The organism is Ruegeria sp. AN11 (genome assembly GCF_056536005.1).
The window spans coordinates 3929395-3948048 of sequence record NZ_JBQFJD010000001.1 but is presented as its reverse complement, the minus strand read 5'-3'; the positions used below and the strand labels follow the sequence as shown (position 1 = coordinate 3948048).

Annotated in this window: 21 protein-coding genes; 8 read left to right on the top strand and 13 right to left on the bottom strand. The window is 58.3% G+C overall.

Features of this window, described 5'->3' with window-relative positions:
• Positions 1 to 50 precede the first annotated feature (50 nt).
• The 4 genes from ACR3EQ_RS19510 to ACR3EQ_RS19495 all read right to left on the bottom strand — a co-directional run bounded on the left by ACR3EQ_RS19510 (position 51) and on the right by ACR3EQ_RS19495 (position 4782).
• Entirely contained in the window at positions 51 to 2729 is a 2679-nt protein-coding gene (locus tag ACR3EQ_RS19510) for an ATP-binding protein (RefSeq protein WP_170614689.1), read from the bottom strand.
• Positions 2717 to 3031: a hypothetical protein gene (locus tag ACR3EQ_RS19505; RefSeq protein WP_170807953.1), complete on the bottom strand. Its 315-nt coding sequence runs from the start codon at positions 3029 to 3031 to the stop codon at positions 2717 to 2719. Before ACR3EQ_RS19505 ends, ACR3EQ_RS19510 begins: the two co-directional genes overlap by 13 nt.
• Complete coding sequence (locus ACR3EQ_RS19500) at positions 3028 to 3408, bottom strand: response regulator (protein WP_170614691.1); 381 nt, start codon at positions 3406 to 3408, stop codon at positions 3028 to 3030. Before ACR3EQ_RS19500 ends, ACR3EQ_RS19505 begins: the two co-directional genes overlap by 4 nt.
• A gap of 78 nt (positions 3409 to 3486) precedes the next feature.
• Positions 3487 to 4782 (bottom strand): helix-turn-helix transcriptional regulator, encoded by a 1296-nt coding sequence (locus ACR3EQ_RS19495; protein WP_170614904.1) that lies wholly within the window; start codon positions 4780 to 4782, stop codon positions 3487 to 3489.
• Between the two features lie 224 nt (positions 4783 to 5006).
• Here ACR3EQ_RS19495 and ACR3EQ_RS19490 point away from each other — a divergent pair, with 224 nt between their 5' ends.
• The 4 genes from ACR3EQ_RS19490 to aat all read left to right on the top strand — a co-directional run bounded on the left by ACR3EQ_RS19490 (position 5007) and on the right by aat (position 8239).
• Positions 5007 to 5543, top strand: coding sequence for a LuxR C-terminal-related transcriptional regulator (locus tag ACR3EQ_RS19490; RefSeq protein WP_170614692.1), 537 nt, complete (start codon positions 5007 to 5009; stop codon positions 5541 to 5543).
• 152 nt (positions 5544 to 5695) lie between these two features.
• Positions 5696 to 6199 carry an acetyl-CoA carboxylase biotin carboxyl carrier protein gene (gene accB, locus ACR3EQ_RS19485; protein WP_170614693.1) on the top strand — a complete coding sequence of 168 codons (504 nt, stop codon included), beginning with the start codon at positions 5696 to 5698 and terminating at the stop codon, positions 6197 to 6199.
• 9 nt (positions 6200 to 6208) lie between these two features.
• A complete protein-coding gene (gene accC / locus ACR3EQ_RS19480; RefSeq protein WP_170614694.1) occupies positions 6209 to 7558 on the top strand; it encodes an acetyl-CoA carboxylase biotin carboxylase subunit in 1350 nt (449 codons plus the stop codon).
• 48 nt (positions 7559 to 7606) lie between these two features.
• Positions 7607 to 8239: a leucyl/phenylalanyl-tRNA--protein transferase gene (gene aat / locus ACR3EQ_RS19475; RefSeq protein ID WP_170614695.1), complete on the top strand. Its 633-nt coding sequence runs from the start codon at positions 7607 to 7609 to the stop codon at positions 8237 to 8239.
• Here aat and ACR3EQ_RS19470 read toward each other — a convergent pair.
• From ACR3EQ_RS19470 to ACR3EQ_RS19445, 6 genes are all read right to left on the bottom strand, one after another.
• Complete coding sequence (locus ACR3EQ_RS19470) at positions 8203 to 8562, bottom strand: DUF2155 domain-containing protein (RefSeq protein WP_480491652.1); 360 nt, start codon at positions 8560 to 8562, stop codon at positions 8203 to 8205. The two genes, aat and ACR3EQ_RS19470, sit on opposite strands and share 37 nt — an antisense overlap.
• Complete coding sequence (gene mlaD / locus ACR3EQ_RS19465; RefSeq protein WP_170614697.1) at positions 8559 to 9011, bottom strand: outer membrane lipid asymmetry maintenance protein MlaD; 453 nt, start codon at positions 9009 to 9011, stop codon at positions 8559 to 8561. Before mlaD ends, ACR3EQ_RS19470 begins: the two co-directional genes overlap by 4 nt.
• Positions 9012 to 9023: 12 nt before the next feature.
• Positions 9024 to 9407, bottom strand: coding sequence for an NADH:ubiquinone oxidoreductase subunit NDUFA12 (locus ACR3EQ_RS19460; protein ID WP_170807948.1), 384 nt, complete (start codon positions 9405 to 9407; stop codon positions 9024 to 9026).
• A gap of 79 nt (positions 9408 to 9486) precedes the next feature.
• Positions 9487 to 9846 (bottom strand): RidA family protein, encoded by a 360-nt coding sequence (locus ACR3EQ_RS19455; RefSeq protein ID WP_480491650.1) that lies wholly within the window; start codon positions 9844 to 9846, stop codon positions 9487 to 9489.
• A gap of 199 nt (positions 9847 to 10045) precedes the next feature.
• Positions 10046 to 11314: an ATP-dependent Clp protease ATP-binding subunit ClpX gene (clpX, locus tag ACR3EQ_RS19450; protein WP_170614700.1), complete on the bottom strand. Its 1269-nt coding sequence runs from the start codon at positions 11312 to 11314 to the stop codon at positions 10046 to 10048.
• 133 nt (positions 11315 to 11447) lie between these two features.
• Positions 11448 to 12080 carry an ATP-dependent Clp protease proteolytic subunit gene (locus ACR3EQ_RS19445; protein WP_480491648.1) on the bottom strand — a complete coding sequence of 211 codons (633 nt, stop codon included), beginning with the start codon at positions 12078 to 12080 and terminating at the stop codon, positions 11448 to 11450.
• 341 nt (positions 12081 to 12421) lie between these two features.
• Here ACR3EQ_RS19445 and ACR3EQ_RS19440 point away from each other — a divergent pair, with 341 nt between their 5' ends.
• The 3 genes from ACR3EQ_RS19440 to ACR3EQ_RS19430 all read left to right on the top strand — a co-directional run bounded on the left by ACR3EQ_RS19440 (position 12422) and on the right by ACR3EQ_RS19430 (position 13942).
• Positions 12422 to 12763, top strand: a complete 342-nt coding sequence (locus ACR3EQ_RS19440) for a metalloregulator ArsR/SmtB family transcription factor (protein ID WP_170614702.1) — start codon at positions 12422 to 12424, stop codon at positions 12761 to 12763.
• Between the two features lie 244 nt (positions 12764 to 13007).
• Positions 13008 to 13217, top strand: coding sequence for a hypothetical protein (locus ACR3EQ_RS19435; RefSeq protein WP_170614703.1), 210 nt, complete (start codon positions 13008 to 13010; stop codon positions 13215 to 13217).
• A gap of 443 nt (positions 13218 to 13660) precedes the next feature.
• A complete protein-coding gene (locus ACR3EQ_RS19430; RefSeq protein WP_170614704.1) occupies positions 13661 to 13942 on the top strand; it encodes a type II toxin-antitoxin system Phd/YefM family antitoxin in 282 nt (93 codons plus the stop codon).
• Between the two features lie 221 nt (positions 13943 to 14163).
• Here ACR3EQ_RS19430 and ACR3EQ_RS19425 read toward each other — a convergent pair whose 3' ends face one another.
• Together ACR3EQ_RS19425 and ACR3EQ_RS19420 are read right to left on the bottom strand one after the other, a co-directional pair.
• Positions 14164 to 14616 (bottom strand): hypothetical protein, encoded by a 453-nt coding sequence (locus tag ACR3EQ_RS19425; protein ID WP_170614705.1) that lies wholly within the window; start codon positions 14614 to 14616, stop codon positions 14164 to 14166.
• Positions 14617 to 14784: 168 nt separating this feature from the next.
• Positions 14785 to 15270 (bottom strand): hypothetical protein, encoded by a 486-nt coding sequence (locus tag ACR3EQ_RS19420; protein WP_480491646.1) that lies wholly within the window; start codon positions 15268 to 15270, stop codon positions 14785 to 14787.
• Between the two features lie 420 nt (positions 15271 to 15690).
• Between ACR3EQ_RS19420 and ACR3EQ_RS19415 the strand changes: the two genes are divergently transcribed.
• Positions 15691 to 16455 carry a hypothetical protein gene (locus ACR3EQ_RS19415; protein WP_480491644.1) on the top strand — a complete coding sequence of 255 codons (765 nt, stop codon included), beginning with the start codon at positions 15691 to 15693 and terminating at the stop codon, positions 16453 to 16455.
• Between the two features lie 77 nt (positions 16456 to 16532).
• Here the strand turns inward: ACR3EQ_RS19415 and lepA are convergent, their stop codons facing one another.
• The gene (lepA, locus tag ACR3EQ_RS19410; RefSeq protein WP_480491808.1) at positions 16533 to 18332 is read right to left on the bottom strand and encodes a translation elongation factor 4; all 1800 of its coding nucleotides are present in this window, start codon (positions 18330 to 18332) and stop codon (positions 16533 to 16535) included.
• Positions 18333 to 18654 lie beyond the last annotated feature (322 nt).

Genomic DNA, 18654 nt, shown 5'->3' with positions numbered 1-18654 from the left:
CCAGGTTCAGGTGTAACCCAGCCAAAGTTACGAATGTCTTTAGACGGCCGTTATTGCGCAGCCTGCCGGTAGGCCAGCGGCAGGCTGACCCGGAACGCCGCCCCGCCCTGCCCCGCGAGATAGTTGATCTCGCCGCCCAGCCGCTGCACGATCTCGCGGCAGATCGCCAGACCCAACCCCGCCCCCTGGGCCTTTTCGACCCCTACGCGGGCAAATTTCTCGAACACAACCGAACGCGCTTCGGGGGGGATGCCAGTGCCATTGTCCACGAAGTCAATCACCACCTGACCGCCAATGTCATGAGCGGAAATCGTCAGTTCCGGATCGGTCGCGTCGCAGTATTTCTGAGCGTTCGAAATCAGGTTGATGAACACCTGGGCGAGGCGGTCCAGATCCGTGTGCAGCGGAATCCGTTCAGCACCACGCACCCGCCGCACACTCAGAGTCTTTTCGGTTCCCGCAAGCGCGCTGGCGACCGCTCGATCCAGGACCGAGCGCAGCGTGTCGTCCCCCATATTCAGACTGACCTTGCCACTTTCAAGAACACTCAGATCCAGCAGATCGTCCAGCAAACGCGTCAAACGCAACGCCTCGTCATGAATGATCGCGGCATATCGGGTCTGTTCCTCGCGCTTCAGCCCGTCCGTGTCACGCATGATCTCGGAAAAAGCCCGGATCGAGGTCATTGGCGTACGCAATTCGTGGCTGACCTGACTGAGGAACGTGTCCTTTTGCTCGGAAATCTGCGTCAGCTTCGTGTTGGCTTCGCGCAGTTTCCGCGCCGTGCGGCTGAGTTCTGCGGACTTCTCCTCAAGCTTGCTAGAATATTCCAGCAGTTCCGCGGATTCGTCCGCGACCGCCAACAGATCTTCGACGGAAACCGATGCACCGCCAACGATCTGTCCGATCATGGCATGGGCTGTAGCGGCACCAACCGAACCGCTCAACTCGCGTTCCAGCCGTTCCAGAAACCCCGGCGTCGGTTCAGGCAGATCGGCGCGCCCGCCCTGTTGTCTGGCCTCGGACTGAAAGAACTCCTGCGCGGGACCCGCACCCAGAATCCGCTGGGTCATGATCATCAGATCTTCGCTTTGAGCGACCGAACCGGTCCAGCCACCCGGCGCGACAGAGTGATCAAAGACATTGACGAACTGCGCACCCTGCAGGCGTTCAAGCGGGCTGGGAAAGCTCAGCAGCGAGGCGATACAGAAGGCAACGGTGTTCAGCGACATGGACCACAGGACGGAATGCACCATCGGGTCGATCCCCTCGATCCCGAACAGCGCCTGTGGCCGCAGCCAGCCCCAACCGAACAGCCCGTTCTGCACAACGCTGTCAGGCATTATGGCGCCGCCCATTCCCGGCAGAAGCAGGGTGTAGATCCACAGGACGAACCCAACGCTGAGCCCGGCAAGTGCTCCGGTTCGAGTGGCACCGCGCCAGAACAGGCCGCCGACCATTGCCGGCAGAATCTGGGATACACCCGCAAAAGCAATCAGACCGATCGAGGCCAAAGCCGCCCCGCCCCCCGACAGCCGGTAGTAAAAGTAGCCCAGCGCCATCAGGGCTGCGATGGACACCCGGCGGGACATCAACACCACGTTGCGCACGTCACCCGAAACCGAACCGGAACCTTCCTGCGTGCTCAGCCAGATTGGCATGACGATATGGTTAGATACCATGGTCGACAGCGCCATCGCAGTCACGATCACCATAGACGTGGCCGAGGAGAACCCGCCGATAAAGGACAGCATCGCCAGCCAGTCATTGCCCTGCGACAGCGGCACGGTCAGAACGAACAGGTCCGGGTTCGAGCCTTCGGGCAACAGATCCAGCCCCACAACGGCAATCGGAACGACAAACAGACTCATCAGCAGCAGATACAGCGGAAATGCCCATGCAGCGGTTCGCAGATGACTTTCGTCATCGTTTTCCACCACCATGACCTGGAACATGCGCGGCAGACAGACAAAGGCAGCGGCGGACAGGAAAACAAAAGTGGTCCATCGGCCCGCATCCACGTTCCATCGACCGATATCCGACGCGTCGATACGCTCCATCATCGGGGAGATCCCACCCGCAACGCCCCAGACCACAAACGCACCGACGGCAAGCAGGGCGAACAGTTTTACCACGGATTCCAGAGCGATGGCCGTCACCACACCGTGGTGTCGCTCGTTCGCGTCCAGGTTGCGTGTGCCGAACAGGATTGCAAAAACGGCAAGACCTGCCGCGACCCAGAATACACTGGAACCTTCGCGATAGAGGCCCGAAGGGTCTGCTTCGGCAAAAATGGAAAAGGACAGGGTTATCGACTGCAATTGCAGCGCGATGTAGGGCGTACCGCCCAGTACCGCCAGAATTGTCACGCAGATGGCCAGCGTGTTCGACTTGCCGTAGCGGGATGAGATCAGGTCCGCGATCGAAGTCACGCGCTGGCTGCGTCCGACCCGGACCAATTTGCGCAGGCCCCACCACCAACCGATCATCACCAAAGTCGGCCCCAGATAAATGGTCACGAATTCCAGCCCCGAACGGGCTGCGTTTCCGACCGCACCGTAGAAGGTCCAGGCGGTGCAGTAGATCGACAGGGACAGTGTATATATCAGCGGTGAACGCAGCCATTTGCCCTTGCCCGCTGCCGCCATTCTGTCGGCAGCGAACGCAACGCCAAACAGCAACACGACATAGCCCAGGCAGACCAGGATCAGGACGTTCAGCGTTGCCATTGATCCGTATCCGCCTCGGTTTCGTCGCGCCGGGACAAACGCCTGGCCGCATAGCCAAATCCCACACTGGCCAGAATAAGCAGCCCCCAGCAGGCAAAGATGTAATAGATGGCCGAGGACAATGGAACACCGGCCCCGGCGCTATCTACCGAGGGCCATAACAGCGGGATTGCAACAAGGGCGCCACCCAGAACGGGCAGCAACCGGGCCGCATCCATCAACCTGCGCCGACGATAGCCTTGACGTTCAAGAAACAGCGAAGACCGCCCTGCTGGCGGCTGATGGTCTTCGCTCTGGCTCATGTCCGGGTGGCCTGTGCGTGCAGGTCCCGCACCGCTGTCAGAACTTCGGCATTGGAAAACGGCTTGGTCATGAACCGGCTGACCCCGGCATTTTCAGCCATCTCGCGGTCACGGGACTGGCCCCGCGCAGTCAGCATCAGGACCGGCAGAGCTTTCATCTCGTCCAGCTCGCGTAAATCCCGCAGGATGTCCATGCCGTTTTTACCCGGCAACATCACGTCCAGTATCACCAGATCAGGGTTTGCCCCCTGAATCACTTCAACCGCATTCGTACCCTCGGCATGGGTTTCGACCTGCCAGCCTTCACGCGTCAGCAAAAACCGAATGGCCTCAGCAATGTTCGGCTCATCCTCAATCAACAGAACCTTACGGCTCATATTTGCAATTCCTCCCCGAGACCGGCCACGCGCCTGGCGACCTGTCACATTCAGATTAAGCGCTATGTTACGAAACTGTCAAAAACCTTCACTCAGAATCGACGGTTCGCGGCGCGACCCGCACTCCGGGTTTGGACACACGCGGCAGCCGGGACCGGCGCGGACACTTGCATTACTTGTGTCTCCGGCAAACTCGACCGGTTGCACCAGCATGACAGACCGGTAATCCGGCCCGTCCTCGTGACCCGATATGCTATGCGGCCAGGCCACCGCATGACACTCGAATTCTGCCGCTGTTCTGCCAAGTTGCAGAACACGCCTGCGGATCGGCACCAATGGCCGGTTCAACGCCTGATACAACGGCCACAGCGGGCAGGCTTCGCCGTATCGCGGCAAGGCAAACCCTTGTACCGGCTTGAAGAAAAGGATGCTTCCCGAGGCGTCGCAGATCACGAGGCCTGTCGGGCGGGTCAGCGTGTCCTTGGGCAAAAAGGCCAGCCTGCGCAATACCGTGGCGTGGTCGACCGAAAACCGGGCCGCAAGTTTCAGCGGATCTGTTCCTGTATCAGCCAGGGCTGCCTTCAGTGGCTCAAGCGGCAGGGCCTGTGCGTCCCGTGCATAAAGCCCCAGAAGATCGCGCGTGACGGCCCTGGCGGCACCAGAATCAAGCGCGTTGAGGTCTATTTCGCCGGTCGCTCCGTTCTCTTCGATCATTGGGAAATGGTGCGCATGATCCGAAAAGAACGCCTCGGCCTCTTCCAGCGGCACACCCCGGCGATCGTTTACCGAGTCGTTGTCATCCAGATAAGCCACCAACGCCTTTGAACTGTCGGCCAGACGCTCTGCATCCTGATGCAGATTTCGATGAAATCGGTCCTGCCACTCGGCCTCGATATCCCGGGTGTCGACCAGAATGGCTGCCGTGGATCGAATCGCTGCTGCCGTTGACAGAACCTCGTGCATGGATGCGGCCAGGTGCGGGTCATGCGTCAGGCGATCGGACAGTGTTTCGACTGTGCGTTCAAGCGACACGACCCGCCGATGCATCTGTGCCAGCACCTTCGCCCACCCAGGAAAGCGTCCGGCAAATTCTTCCAGCCCGTCAATTTCGGCGGAATGGCCGACCGATTCCGCCGCAGCCTCACGCAGAGCCGAAATCAGCGTGGCCTCGATACCTTGCGTCAGTACCGAAGGTTCCACCATCAAAACTGACGCTATATCGACCAAAAGCTTACCGCCGATCCGGCGTCGATTGTGTTCGATCAGATTCAGGTAAGAGGCCGAAATGCCGACCTGCCGGGCAAGTTCGGACTGGCGCATACCAGCAATCTGCCGACGTTCCCTGATACGGCTTCCTGTCAATACACCCCGAATTGCAGCACCCTCCCTTCGGTTGCCGCTACTGTATATCCCAGATTTGTTTTCAGATAAAATTATTAATAAAAGAAGTTTAGGGCATTATTTTCAAGCAGTCTTTACACAATTGACAAGCTATACCGCACGATGCGTTTCGTTTAGTATTCACCAACAGGCATCCCCGTTCGATCTATTTCTTCATACCACTTCATTTTCACCACAAATCCCGGCACGATACAGAAATGAGCGACCCTGCATTCGAATACGCGCCGATCGGCCTTGTCGAGTTGGAAAACCGGATCATCCGGCGATGCAATCTGCAATTCGCGCGCACCTTTGGCGGCGAAGAAGCGGAATATCGCAACATGCCTCTGCTGCATCTCTACCCGTCCGTGGCCGACTGGGAGCGCATTGGCGCGCGCAGTCTGCAGGTGATGCGCGATACGGGCTACTACACGGATGAACGCGTCATGCGTCGGCGCAATGGCGATCTGTTCTGGTGCCGGGCGCGCGGACGCTCGCTGACGCCTGATGACCCGTTTCGACATGGAATCTGGAGCTTTTCTGACATCTCCGAAGAACGGCCACTGGTCGAACTGACCGCGCGGGAACGCGAAGTGGCCATCCTGTCGTGCCGGGGGCTATCCGCCAAGGAGATCGGCGGCGAACTGGGCCTGAGCTATCGCACCATCGAGGCCTACCGCGCGCGGCTTCTGGAGAAGTTCGGCGCCCGGAAACTGCCTGAGCTTGTCGCCAAATTGTCGGGGATGCCATTATGAGCGCCTCACCCCCTCACGTTTCCGAGTAAAACCCCAATTTAGCAGGGCGAGACGGCACTTTTCATGACCGTGCGCTTGGCTTATAACGCTGCCTAATCAGACCAAAGCCCGCACGAAACAGACGGGCCAAAGGGGAACCGTCGAGGACACTCATGACAGATACCAAGCACGAAGCGGATGTGGCGTTCATCAAGGCATTGGCCGAACTGTTGCGCGAAAATGACCTGACCGAATTGCAGGTCAAGCGCGAGTATGGCGAGGAAGACAGCCTGAACGTACGCGTCAGCCGCATGTCGCAGGCCGTGCCTGCCCCGGTTCAGATGACCGTTCCGGCCGCTGCACCGGTCGCTGCCGCCCCCGTTGCTGCTGCGGCTCCGGCCCCTGCGGAAGCGCCCGCCGCTGCCGAAGATCCCGCCAGCCACCCCGGCGCCGTGACGTCGCCCATGGTTGGCACTGTCTACATGCAGGCCGAACCCGGTGCACCCTCTTTCATCTCTGTCGGGGCATCCGTGTCTGAAGGCGACACGTTGCTGATTGTCGAGGCGATGAAGACCATGAACCACATCCACGCCCCCAAGTCGGGTACAGTCAAACGTATTCTGGTCGGCGATGGCGACGCTGTGGAATTCGGCACCCCTCTGGTCATCATCGAGTAAGGCGGGCCCATGTTCGACAAGATCCTGATTGCCAACCGAGGCGAGATCGCCCTACGCGTGATCCGTGCCGCGCGCGAGATGGGGATTAAGACGGTCGCCGTGCATTCTACCGCTGACAGCGACGCCATGCATGTGCGTATGGCGGACGAATCGGTGTGTATCGGCCCTCCGCCCAGCCCGCAAAGCTACCTGTCGATGCCTGCGATCATATCGGCCTGTGAAATCACCGGCGCGCAGGCCATTCACCCCGGCTATGGCTTCCTGTCCGAGAATGCCGAGTTCGTGCAGATCGTCGAGGACCACGGCATTACCTTCATCGGCCCCACTGCGGAACATATCCGCATCATGGGCGACAAGATCACCGCCAAGGATACGATGAAAGCCCTGGGCGTGCCCTGCGTTCCGGGATCGGATGGCGGAGTGCCTGATCTGGCCACAGCCAAGCAGATCGGCGAGGAATTCGGCTATCCCGTCATCATCAAGGCCACCGCCGGTGGCGGCGGGCGCGGCATGAAAGTCGCGATGAATGCCGACGAGATGGAAAGCGCATTCATGACCGCGCGCGCCGAGGGCAAGGCCGCCTTTGGCAACGACGAGGTCTATATCGAGAAATACCTGACCACGCCGCGCCACATCGAGATTCAGGTGTTCGGCGATGGCAAAGGCAAGGCCGTACATCTGGGCGAGCGCGATTGTTCGCTGCAGCGTCGCCACCAGAAGGTGTTTGAAGAGGCCCCCGGCCCCTGCATCACCCCGGAAGAACGCGCCAAGATCGGCAAGGTCTGCGCAGATGCGGTGGCCAAGATTAACTACATCGGCGCCGGGACCATCGAGTTTCTCTATGAGAAAGGCGAGTTCTATTTCATCGAGATGAACACCCGCCTGCAGGTAGAACATCCCGTCACCGAAGGTATCTTTGGCGTCGATCTGGTGCGCGAGCAAATCCGCGTCGCCGCAGGTGAGCCGATGTCCTTCGGCCAGGACGATCTGGAGATCAACGGTCACGCCATCGAAGTTCGGATCAACGCTGAAAAACTGCCCAACTTCTCGCCCTGCCCGGGCAAGATCACAGCGTACCACGCGCCGGGCGGACTGGGCGTCCGGATGGATTCGGCGCTTTACGACGGGTATTCGATCCCGCCCTATTACGACTCTCTGATTGCCAAGCTGATCGTGCAAGGCCGTGACCGGGCCGAAGCGCTGGCGCGGCTGGAACGAGCGCTGGGTGAATTGATCGTCGACGGTATCGACACCACGGTTCCCCTGTTCCACGCGCTTTTGCAGGAATCCGACATTCACAGCGGTGACTACAACATTCACTGGCTGGAGCGTTGGCTTGCGCAAAACATGGCCCAGTAAGACAGCGGCATTGGGTGGTCACACCCACCCAATGCCCGGCCAAAAATCATGAGCCTGTCTCCTGAACTTCTGCTGCACGGGTATTCCATCGGTATCTTTCCGATGGCCGAGCACCGGGACGCGGCTGAACTGTTCTGGGTTGATCCCAAACTGCGCGGAGTGTTTCCGCTGGATGGGTTTCACATTTCCCGAAGCCTGGCCCGTCGCATACGAAACGCGGACTATTCTGTTTCAATCGATCGTGATTTCGCCGGGGTTGTCGATGGATGCGCAGACCGCGCGGACACCTGGATAAACGCCGAACTGCGCGATCTATATCTGCAGCTTCATCGCTCGGGCCATGCCCATTCGCTGGAAGTATACGCCCAAGACAGATTGGTCGGAGGCGTCTATGGCGTGGCCCTCGGTGCCGCGTTTTTTGGCGAAAGCATGTTTTCGTACCATACCGATGCGTCGAAGATCGCCCTGGCCTATTTGGTGGACCGATTAAGTCAGACCGGATTTCAATTGTTCGATACGCAGTTTCTGACAGCGCACCTAGCCTCGCTTGGCGCAATTGAAATCCCGCGCGCGCGCTACCAGCAGGCTCTGGAAAGGGCGGTCAATGCCAGCGCTCATTTTTCCGCCGAAATCTCTCAAACCCCTCAGGGGGTCATACAGCGGATTACCCAAACGTCATAACGGGAATGGTCCAGCGCGTTCAGCGCGGGCGAGGTTGCAATCATCCAGCCGTCAAACAATTGCTCGGTCTTGCCCTGTTCCCAGATTGTCAGGAAGGCAAACGCATCGCCGGTGGGGTTTTCAATCGGATACCTACAATCGCCCAAAGCGACATCCAGCCCAAAGATGGTCTGCGTCTCGCCGCTTTGCAACTCGACATCAACGGTCTGGCCACTGACCTTGTCCAGACCACGCAGCATGGCACCCGACCCAGACGCCACTTTTTGCTGGGCCATTGCGCCGGTTGAGGAAAGGATAAGCGCCAAAAGCGCGGCGCGCATCATTCGCTGCCGTCTCCGGCCACAAACTTGACCAGCAGTGAGATCAGACTGACGGCACCCTGCGTATCCTCGACCACGTCTCCCGGTTCAAAAAAGAAGGGCGAACCGCCGGGCATGACTTCAACAAAGTTCCCGCCGAGCAACCCCTCGGAAGAGATCACGATGGCACTGTCATCCGGCACCAGGACACCATCCGCAATCGTGAAGGTTGTATCGGCACGATAGGTATCGGCGTTCAGTTCAACACCCGTTACAGTCCCGATCTTCACCCCCGCCAAGCGCACGTCTGTTCCGACCCCCACACCTTCCAGGGATCGGAAGGATGCGCCCAGTTCATAGCCTGTGCGGTTTTGCGACAGGCCGGTGGATTGGCTGGCATAAACGCCAAATGCGACGGCGCATGCCAGTACAACACCGCCGACCAAGACTTCGGTCATGTTATGGGTAGACATCGCTCGCCTCGCCTATTCCGGGCTCCAGGCCTCATAGTCGGATCGCTCGACCGGTTCGGCCCGGCGCAACGATCCGGCAGGCATGTATGCCAAAGCTGTTCCCGTCAGGTTTTCCTGATGCGGTTTTTCCCAGGACTTGTGCGCAAGCGGTTTGTCGGTGGGCGGCTCATCCCAGGTACGGTGCAGCCAACCGTGCCAATCCGGATCGATCCGGCTGGCCTCGACCTCGCCATTGAAGATGACCCAGCGCTTGCTGTCATCGGCATTGCGGTAAAAAACATTGCCTTCGTTGTCTTCGCCAACCTTGATGCCATTGCGCGAGGTGAAAATCCGTGTGTTCAGGGTCGCCCCATTCCACCAGGTCACCGCCCGCAATAGAGTGTTCAGTATTCCCATCGGTTGCCTCCGGCATTTAAGTCAAGGAAGGTATGGACCAAAGGCCGGGCAAGGTCCAGTACCACGCAACGCAACTGCGTCATTCCGGCAAAACCGCGGTTACTTCTATTTCGACCCTGTATTTGGGGTCGATCAGGCCACACTCGATCATCGTCGCTGCCGGAGGGTGCTCTCCGAATATTTCGGCCAGGATTGGCCAGCACGGCGCAAATTCCATCCGGTCCGGCAGCATATAGGTGACCCGAACCACGTCGGCGAAACCCGCTCCGGCCTCGGCCAGTGCCTTTTCGATGATACCCAACGCGGACCGGCATTGTTCGGCTACCGTATCGCCCTGCCCGACCGTGCCCGCGACATGAACAAGCCCACCGGCCACAACCGCGCGGCAATATCCGACCTTGGCCTCAAACTCGCCGCCCGAGGAAATACGCTTGATCACACTGCTCTCCTTAAGAAGGTTCATCCGGGGGTGATTTTGCGAGGCTCCGCCTCGCGCTCCGGGATATTTGCGGCCAGGTGAACACGGGATCCTTTATTCATCTGGCTAAAAATATCCCGGGGGAATCGCGGCCCGCCGCGATGGGGGCAGCGCCCCCCTCGAAAGGCCGAACCAACCGATTTTTTGAAACCGCGTCCGATCAACCCGCAGAGGCGGATTCCTGTCCGGCATCGGCATAGATGAACAGAGGCTGAGCGTCTGACATCACGGCCTCTTCGTTGACCACCACTTCGGTCACGTTTTTCATCCCCGGCAGGTCGAACATGGTATCCAGCAGGATGTCTTCGAGGATCGAGCGCAAACCACGCGCGCCGGTCTTGCGTTCGATGGCCTTCTTGGCGATTGCCTGCAATGCGTCATCGGTAAAGGCCAGTTCGGCATCTTCCAGCTCGAACAGACGCTGATATTGCTTGACCAAGGCGTTCTTGGGCTTGGTTAGGATGGTAACCAACGCGTCCTCATCCAGATCTTCCAGCGTGGCCAGAACCGGCAGACGGCCGACAAATTCCGGGATCAGGCCGAATTTCAGCAGGTCTTCCGGCTCAAGATCCTTGAAAATCTCGCCGACACCACGCTCGTCATTCTCGCGGACGTCTGCGCCGAAACCCATGGCCGAACCCTTGCCGCGCTGCGCGATGATCTTGTCGAGCCCGGCAAACGCACCACCGCAGATGAACAGGATATTCGTGGTATCCACCTGCAGGAACTCCTGCTGCGGATGCTTGCGACCACCTTGCGGCGGAACACTGGCCACGGTGCCTTCCATCAGTTTCAGCAGCGCTTGCTGGACGCCCTCGCCCGAGACATCGCGGGTGATCGATGGGTTTTCAGACTTGCGCGTGATCTTGTCGACTTCGTCGATATAGACAATGCCGCGCTGCGCACGCTCGACGTTGTATTCGCTGGCCTGAAGCAGCTTGAGGATGATGTTTTCGACATCCTCACCCACATATCCGGCCTCGGTCAGCGTCGTCGCATCCGCCATGGTAAATGGCACATCCAGAATCCGTGCCAGCGTTTGCGCCAGCAGGGTCTTGCCGCAACCGGTGGGGCCGATAAGCAGGATGTTCGATTTCGCCAGTTCGATATCATTGCCCGCCTTCTGGGCATGGTTCAGCCGTTTGTAGTGGTTGTGCACGGCAACCGACAGAACCCGTTTGGCAGTGGCCTGACCGATGACATAATCGTCCAGCACCTCACAGATATCCTTGGGCGTTGGCACGCCATCCGAAGACTTCAGGCCACTGGCCTTGGTTTCCTCGCGAATAATATCCATGCACAGCTCGACGCATTCGTCGCAAATGAACACGGTCGGGCCGGCAATCAGTTTGCGCACCTCATGCTGGCTCTTGCCGCAGAAACTGCAGTAGAGCGTGTTCTTGCCGTCACCGCCTGAATTCGTCGCCATGTTTTACCTTTCGGGCTCCATCCCAGCGACCCCCTCGAGCCGCGCTTGCCGCCTTTTGACGCAGCTTAGGCCAGCGCCGGGGCCGCTACAATCTCAAAATCGCACCTCGCGCAGTGTGCGCGAGGTTTTGAACTCAGGCCTCTTCTCCGCCCATCTTGGCGCGGTTTTCGACGATCTCGTCGATATGGCCCCAGTCCATGGCTTCTTCCGGGCTCATGAAATTGTCACGATCCAGCGCTTTTTCAACCGCCTTTTTGGTCTGTCCGGTATGACGCACGTAGATATCATACAGGCGATCCTTGAGCTTTTGCGTCTCGGCCGCATGGATCATGATGTCGCTGGCCTGACCCTGGTAACCGCCGCTGGGCTGATGCACCATAATCCGGCTGTTGGGCAGCGAAAAGCGCATGCCTTTCTCACCCCCAGCCAGCAGAACAGAACCCATCGAGGCCGCCTGACCGATCACCAATGTCGAACATTTCGGCTTGATGTACTGCATTGTGTCGTAAATCGACAAACCGCTGGTGACGACGCCGCCGGGCGAGTTGATGTAGATCGAGATTTCCTTGTTCGGGTTTTCCGCCTCAAGATGCAGCAGTTGCGCCACGATCAGGTGGCTCATGCCATCGTGTATCGGACCGTTGATGAAAATGATCCGCTCTTTCAGGAGGCGCGAGAAGATGTCGTATGCGCGCTCGCCCCGGCTGGTCTGTTCGACGACCATCGGGACAAGAGTGTTCATATATGTATCTACGGGATCGAACATTCGGAACCTGCCTGCTTTGCTATGGATCGGGACACTACCCGAAGAAAAGTTACATGAGTCTTAGTATCGGCACAGAGGGGCCGCAAGGGGTCGGCTGACATCGGTCAGGTATTCTTGCTTTTGGAATTGTCGAGTGGCATTTGAGGGCGCCCGCGGTTTGGATCGGTGTCCGGAAAATCATCGAAATGCGGTTTGGCTTCGGTGGCTTATGTCTTTCATCACGGTATTTTGATGCGTGCATATTGTGATGCATGATCAATAACTGTATCTACACAGCCCATATTGATCGTCTGTAATTGGTTAACACCTGCCCCTTTATCGGGCCAAGAAGGATCGGAAAAATGGCACTGCCTCAGCTCGCACAGGACATGAACCCTGAAGACCTAGACCGTATGGTGACCAGCGCCACAGAAGCGTCCAACTTTCTAAAAGCTATCAGTCACGAGGGTCGCCTCATGATCCTGTGCCATCTGGTGTCCGGAGAGAAATCTGTGACCGAGCTGGAGACGTTGCTGTCTGCCCGTCAGGCCGCTGTATCGCAACAACTTTCCCGTTTGCGGTTGGAAGGCCTTGTGACGCCCCGCCGGGAAGGCAAAGCCATTTATTACCGCCTGGCAGATGATCGCCCGCGCCGGATACTGGAAGTGGTTTACGAGCTGTTCTGCGCTGGGAAACACGCCTGACAACTGTTCCACTACGGACAACGGGCAGACCGAATAACTCAATGGTCACATACTGAACAACCGCCGAAGGTCCTCCGCATATTGCGTCGGCGGCAGCAGTGCACCCTATATATAGTTGCGCACCTCAAAAAGGTCATGTAGGATGTTACCCACAGGTGCATAGACGCGGCATTGCTTATCCTGACACAAATGCGGGGTTCTTTTGCTCAAGCAAAAGAACCCCGCTCTCGTTGGCAGGTGAGTAGTGGCAGCCTGTATGAACCCGGGGTTCGAAAAAGGAAAAGGCGTCAGGTGCGCAGACGCGGTCTTTGCATGTATCCTTGCGGACACCCCTGACGCCTTGCCGGTCCGATCTGTCCAGAAAGACATCACGATCCGGTTGCCCGGCCCCCGAAAGGACCAAAGCCGCTACGTCACGCTCAATGTCGCGGCGCAGCACGCACGAACCGTCTGAGAGGCTGACCATCTGATCCGGACATAAAGCCCAACTCAACCGATCCTCCACCGGTAAGCCATTGTGATCAAAACCAAATCCTAAGATCCGCCTTCATCACCGCGGCCCCCTTGGCCCTTGCGCCCCGCTTGGGTTCCTAAGAACCGCTGCGGTGATCAGACTGTTACATTCACACCCTCAACCGACAAGAAAATAGCACTGCAGCATGAAAATTAGACGGGGATAACCTGTTGGTATCCGCCGGGAAAGAGTTGTGGACAACTCTGAAATCCGCGATGCCGCGTGGGGTTGAGGGTGGATAAGTCCGGACATGAAACAGCGGCCCAATTTTGGGCGATTTCTGCAGGTGCGAAGGCCCCGCGCAGTGCCCTAGGCCGAAATTGCAGGGTTTGTACATTCATCGAACCCGCGATCTTTCGAATCGTACATACGGAGATTCGCCGATGCGCTGCACAATTTCCCACGCCCGCGCCCATCTGTGTGATCTGGTCACCCGCGCCCAGGATCCCCGCGAGGTGATCATCCGGACCCGCCACGGCAAACCGCTGGCTGCGTTGATCTCGATCACCGAGGCCAGCCGGATCTGGCACCTGCAGGAAGATGACGAAATCGGGTGGAAACACCTTCTGAGCGGCATCCGCGGAATGTGGTCCGGGGGCGGAACATTCCGGGGATGGAACCGGGGCCGGACGGCACCTATGTCACCGCGCGCGGGGCCGCGCTGAAGGTTCGCGAAATCCAGATGACCCGCGCCGAGGAACGCCGCATTCTTGCGCGGGGCGGTCTGGACCCTGTCGCGGGCGGCGAGCTTGCCGCCCGGCCTGTCCCCTCCTGGCGGAGACGCTGGTTCCGTTTTTGAGAAGCGTTCCGGCCCGGGCGGGATTACCTATTACGCGCTACCAACGACAGCCAGTACCCCCTACAGCCCGACCGGGCCGGAAACACTTCAGTTCACCTGACGTTCCAGAACAGTGCTGTAGGTCGTTCCGTTCCGCAGGCTACGGAAATCCGCATAGATCTTGCCATCCTCATAGCGGGCATCGATCAGGGCATTCACGCCAATCGTCGGATCGGCCGAGCTTTCAACGATGCCGATCTTGCCCGACCCGTCCAGACTGACCGAGCCGGTGGCGTCATAGAAAGTCCAGTCCTCGCTGGCCGCACGCCGCCATTTGCTGGGTCCCCAGAACACGTTGTCCTGCTGCTTTTCGATATGCAGCACCCATTCGGCATTGTTAAAGCGCGGCACGTCACCGGTGGCGGTGCGCGAGGGGGAAACCGTGGTGTAGCTGCCGGCCCAGGTGCCGCGCAGATCCGGTGTGGCATCTGCCAGCGCGGCGGTTCCAAGGGCGAGTGTGGTGGCCAGAGCAGCGGCTCCGGCGGTCATGTATCTGGTCATGGGCTCTCTCCTTCTCTCTGCCAAACAGATTGGGAGGGCGAAAGCGGGTTGCAACTTACCTGAGGGAAACTTCATGATCGGTTCATCCAACGTTCAGGCAACGCCCACGCGGATTGGGCGCGCGAACCCCTGCCCGCGCGCCCGATACCATGGCTTTAAACTGTTAAGTCAGTTCATCGTGATACTGCCGGTTATCGTGTTCACGAATGTCTTGGTTTCCGAGTCGGTCAGCGATGAAAACGTGCCGCTCCCCGAAGCGGTCCCCCATCCGCCAGTGCCACCCGACACGGTCCAGTCTCCGGTCAGTGCGCCATCCGCGCCGAGGCCCTTGGCGACCCAGCTCAGCACCGCCTTGTCCCCTGACGCGGTGTCGAACACGCAGTTGCCAGTGCCCGAGGCCGCGCCCGCATTGATCAGCAAAGCGCCAAAGCAGGCCCCTGTCGCCCCTTCCAGCGGATGGCCGGACGGGACCTCGAAACTGTCGTAATTTGTCTGCGTTTTCACCACCGCGTGGCCGTCAGAAATGCCGTAGACTTCGTTGGCATTCATACCCATCCCCTTGCCCGCGGAATCATAGGTTTCCGCGGATGCCGAGGCGGCGAACAGCCCGATGGCGAGCACAGAGATTGCGGTCGTCTGAAAGAACTTTTGCATTATACCCTCTCGTTTCTGAGGCCTGGGCGTTGCAAGTTTCCGGACAAGAAATGCGTCCACCTGAACGCGGTCCCCCGGAGAGACAATACCACATTCTGATCAGATGGTTGGGTATTAATCGCGCGTATGGCGCAGCGGGTGGTCGGTGGAACTGAGAGCAGCGGTTGGCCCGAGAGGGTGAGCGGCGTCCCGGAATTCGTCCAGTGGACGAATTCAGCCGCGAACGGGCGTGCCCCGGGGCGCAAACGCGCCGCCCGTTTTGCCGAAGGCAAACCTTCGGTTTGACGGGGGCGGGTCGGCGCGGCCCGGCGGTGCCACCGGGCGGGTGGGTTGATCCGAAGGCGCGAACATGCAAACAACTGTAGTAAATACAGAAAGCAGCCTTTTGGACTAAAAAACATTTAGATAAGGCTCAATAAATTGGCCGCGATGATCGACTTAAATGAATTCCAACCCTACAAGGATCTCTCACTGGAAACGACGGAACTAATTTCGTCCGAAAAACGAAAAGTTGTCGATTCAAACATTGAGTCTACTACCCGTGAAATCGCAGAGATTATGGCGGATCAAGCTGCGTCAAGTGTTAGCGCACTAGTCCAATTGGGTGGTGTCATTGAAGACATGCAAACAACTTACCACATGATCTCTAGGGATCCATGGAATAGTACTAGAGTATCGAGGGTTAAACATCTTGAGCTGAACTGGTTCCTATTCCAAAACCTTTGTTACAAATACAAAGAAAAGATTAAGCTATACTTTAATACATCAAAAACAGCCTGTCAGACATTGAACCTAGATCAACCAAACTGGCTGAAAGAGGAACTTCGCCGCACAGAAGGAGTTCTTCGAAAAGAGATACTAGATCGTGGCAACACTGTGCACAGCTGGAACGCGAGCAACAAAGATTTAGATTTCTTATCAATGGTTTCGGTTTTGCACGACATACATCAGACTGGAGAAAGTATCGACCTGCCTGATGGTTTTCTCGATGTGAAGGGCCACTACGAAGATGCACGATGGCTACTAAAAGAACGTGCGCAAGAGTTAATAAAGGCTGCAGAGTCTTCCCTTTGCGCCATCCTAGAGAGTTACTCCCCTGAACCAATTACTGTTGTAAGAAAAGCAAATGAAATTGTGGAGCAAGTAAACTTGCGAAACGTCACTCTGTCATACCAAAGCAAATAGTCGCAGTGACAGCGTATGCCCAATTTTGAAAACGGCTATTGCATTACCACCAATATTGGAATTCGAAATGGACAGCCTTAGCTATCCATCTTGAGCGCAGAAATAAACGCCTCCTGCGGGATATCGACCTTCCCGAACTGGCGCATCTTCTTCTTACCAGCCTTCTGCTTGTCCAGCAGTTTGCGTTTCCGCGTGGCGTCGCCTCCGTAGCATTTGGCGGTCACGTCCTTGCGCAGCGCCGAGAGGGTCTCGCGGGCGATGACCTTGCCTCCGATGGCGGCCTGGATCGGGATTTTGAACATGTGGCGCGGGATCAGGTCCTTGAGCTTTTCGCACATCGCCCGGCCCCGCATCTCGGCCCGGTCGCGGTGAACCATGGTCGACAGCGCATCGACCGGTTCGTCGTTCACGAGGATCGACATCTTGACCAGTGCATCCTCACGATAGCCGGTCATCTGGTAGTCGAAGCTGGCATAGCCCTTGGTCACCGATTTCAGGCGGTCGTAGAAGTCAAAGACGACCTCGTTCAGCGGCAGGTCATAGACGACCATGGCGCGGCTGCCCGCATAGGTCAGGTCCATCTGGATGCCACGGCGGTCCTGGCAGAGTTTCAGCACGTCGCCGAGGTATTCGTCGGGCACCAGAATGGTCGCCTTGATGCGCGGTTCTTCCAGGTGCTCGACCTTGGACAAGTCGGGCATGTCGGCGGGGTTGTGCAGCTCGATCATCTCACCGTCTTTCATGAAGACGTGGTAGATCACCGACGGCGCGGTGGTGATGAGATCGATATCATATTCGCGTTCGATGCGGTCGCGGATGACCTCGAGGTGCAAGAGGCCCAGGAAGCCGCAGCGGAAGCCAAAGCCCAGCGCGGCCGAGGTTTCCATTTCAAAGCTGAAACTGGCATCGTTCAGGGCCAGTTTGTCGATCGCGTCGCGCAGGTCCTCGAATTCGGCCGAGTCCACAGGAAAGAGGCCGCAGAAGACCACCGGCTGCGCGGGTTTGAAGCCCGGCAGGGCAACCTCGGTGCCATTGCGGTCATTGGTGATGGTGTCACCGACGCGGGTGTCGCGGACCTGCTTGATGGAGGCGGTGAGAAAGCCGATCTCGCCGGGGCCAAGGCTGTCGATCATCTGCATTTCGGGCCTGAACACGCCGACGCGGTCGACATGGTGCAGGGTGCCGTTCGACATGAACTTGACCCGCATACCCTTTTTCAACGTGCCGTCCATGATGCGGACCAGAACGATCACACCCAGATAGGCGTCGTACCACGAGTCGACCAGCATCGCCTTGAGCGGCGCGTCCAGAGTGCCCTTCGGCGCGGGCAACTGACGCACGATGGCTTCCAGCGTCTCGTGGATGCCCTGCCCGGTCTTGGCGCTGACCTGAATGGCGTCGGTCGCGTCGATGCCGATCACGTCCTCGATCTGTTCGGCCACGCGGTCACAGTCGGACGCGGGCAGGTCGATCTTGTTCAGCACCGGCACGATCTCATGATCGGCGTCGATGGCCTGATAGACGTTGGCCAGCGTCTGCGCCTCGACCCCCTGGGTCGAGTCCACGACCAGCAGCGACCCCTCGACCGCACGCATGGACCGCGAGACCTCATAGGCGAAGTCGACGTGGCCGGGGGTGTCGATCAGGTTCAACACGTATTGCTCGCCGTTGTCGGCGGTATAGTCGATGCGGACCGTGTTGGCCTTGATGGTGATGCCCCGCTCGCGCTCGATATCCATGCTGTCGAGCAACTGTTCCTTCATGTCGCGATCCTGCACCGTTCCGGTCTCCTGGATGAGCCGGTCGGCAAGGGTGGATTTGCCATGGTCGATATGCGCGACGATGGAGAAATTGCGGATATGAGCGAGGTCTGTCATGTTCCGCGTATTAGCGGGTTTTTTAAGGCGGTCAAGGTGGAGAACGACTGCAATCGGAACCTGAGCCAAGAAAGAATTGGAGCTTGGCAAACGAATGCCGACAATACTGTGCTCTGCGGTGGGTTGCAGTGAAACTGCCGTCACCTGCGTCGGCAATCGTGTCTTGCCTGAGGGACGATGCTGAAGGTTGGATTGGAAGACCTGCAGGTCTGGTGCGCGCAGAACTGATCCTGCCGAAGAAGGGGTTATCCGATGGAACATTCCGGTCGCCGGGGCCAGTGCATACTGCCGAGTATTCCAGACAATCGAAGGGTCAATTGAA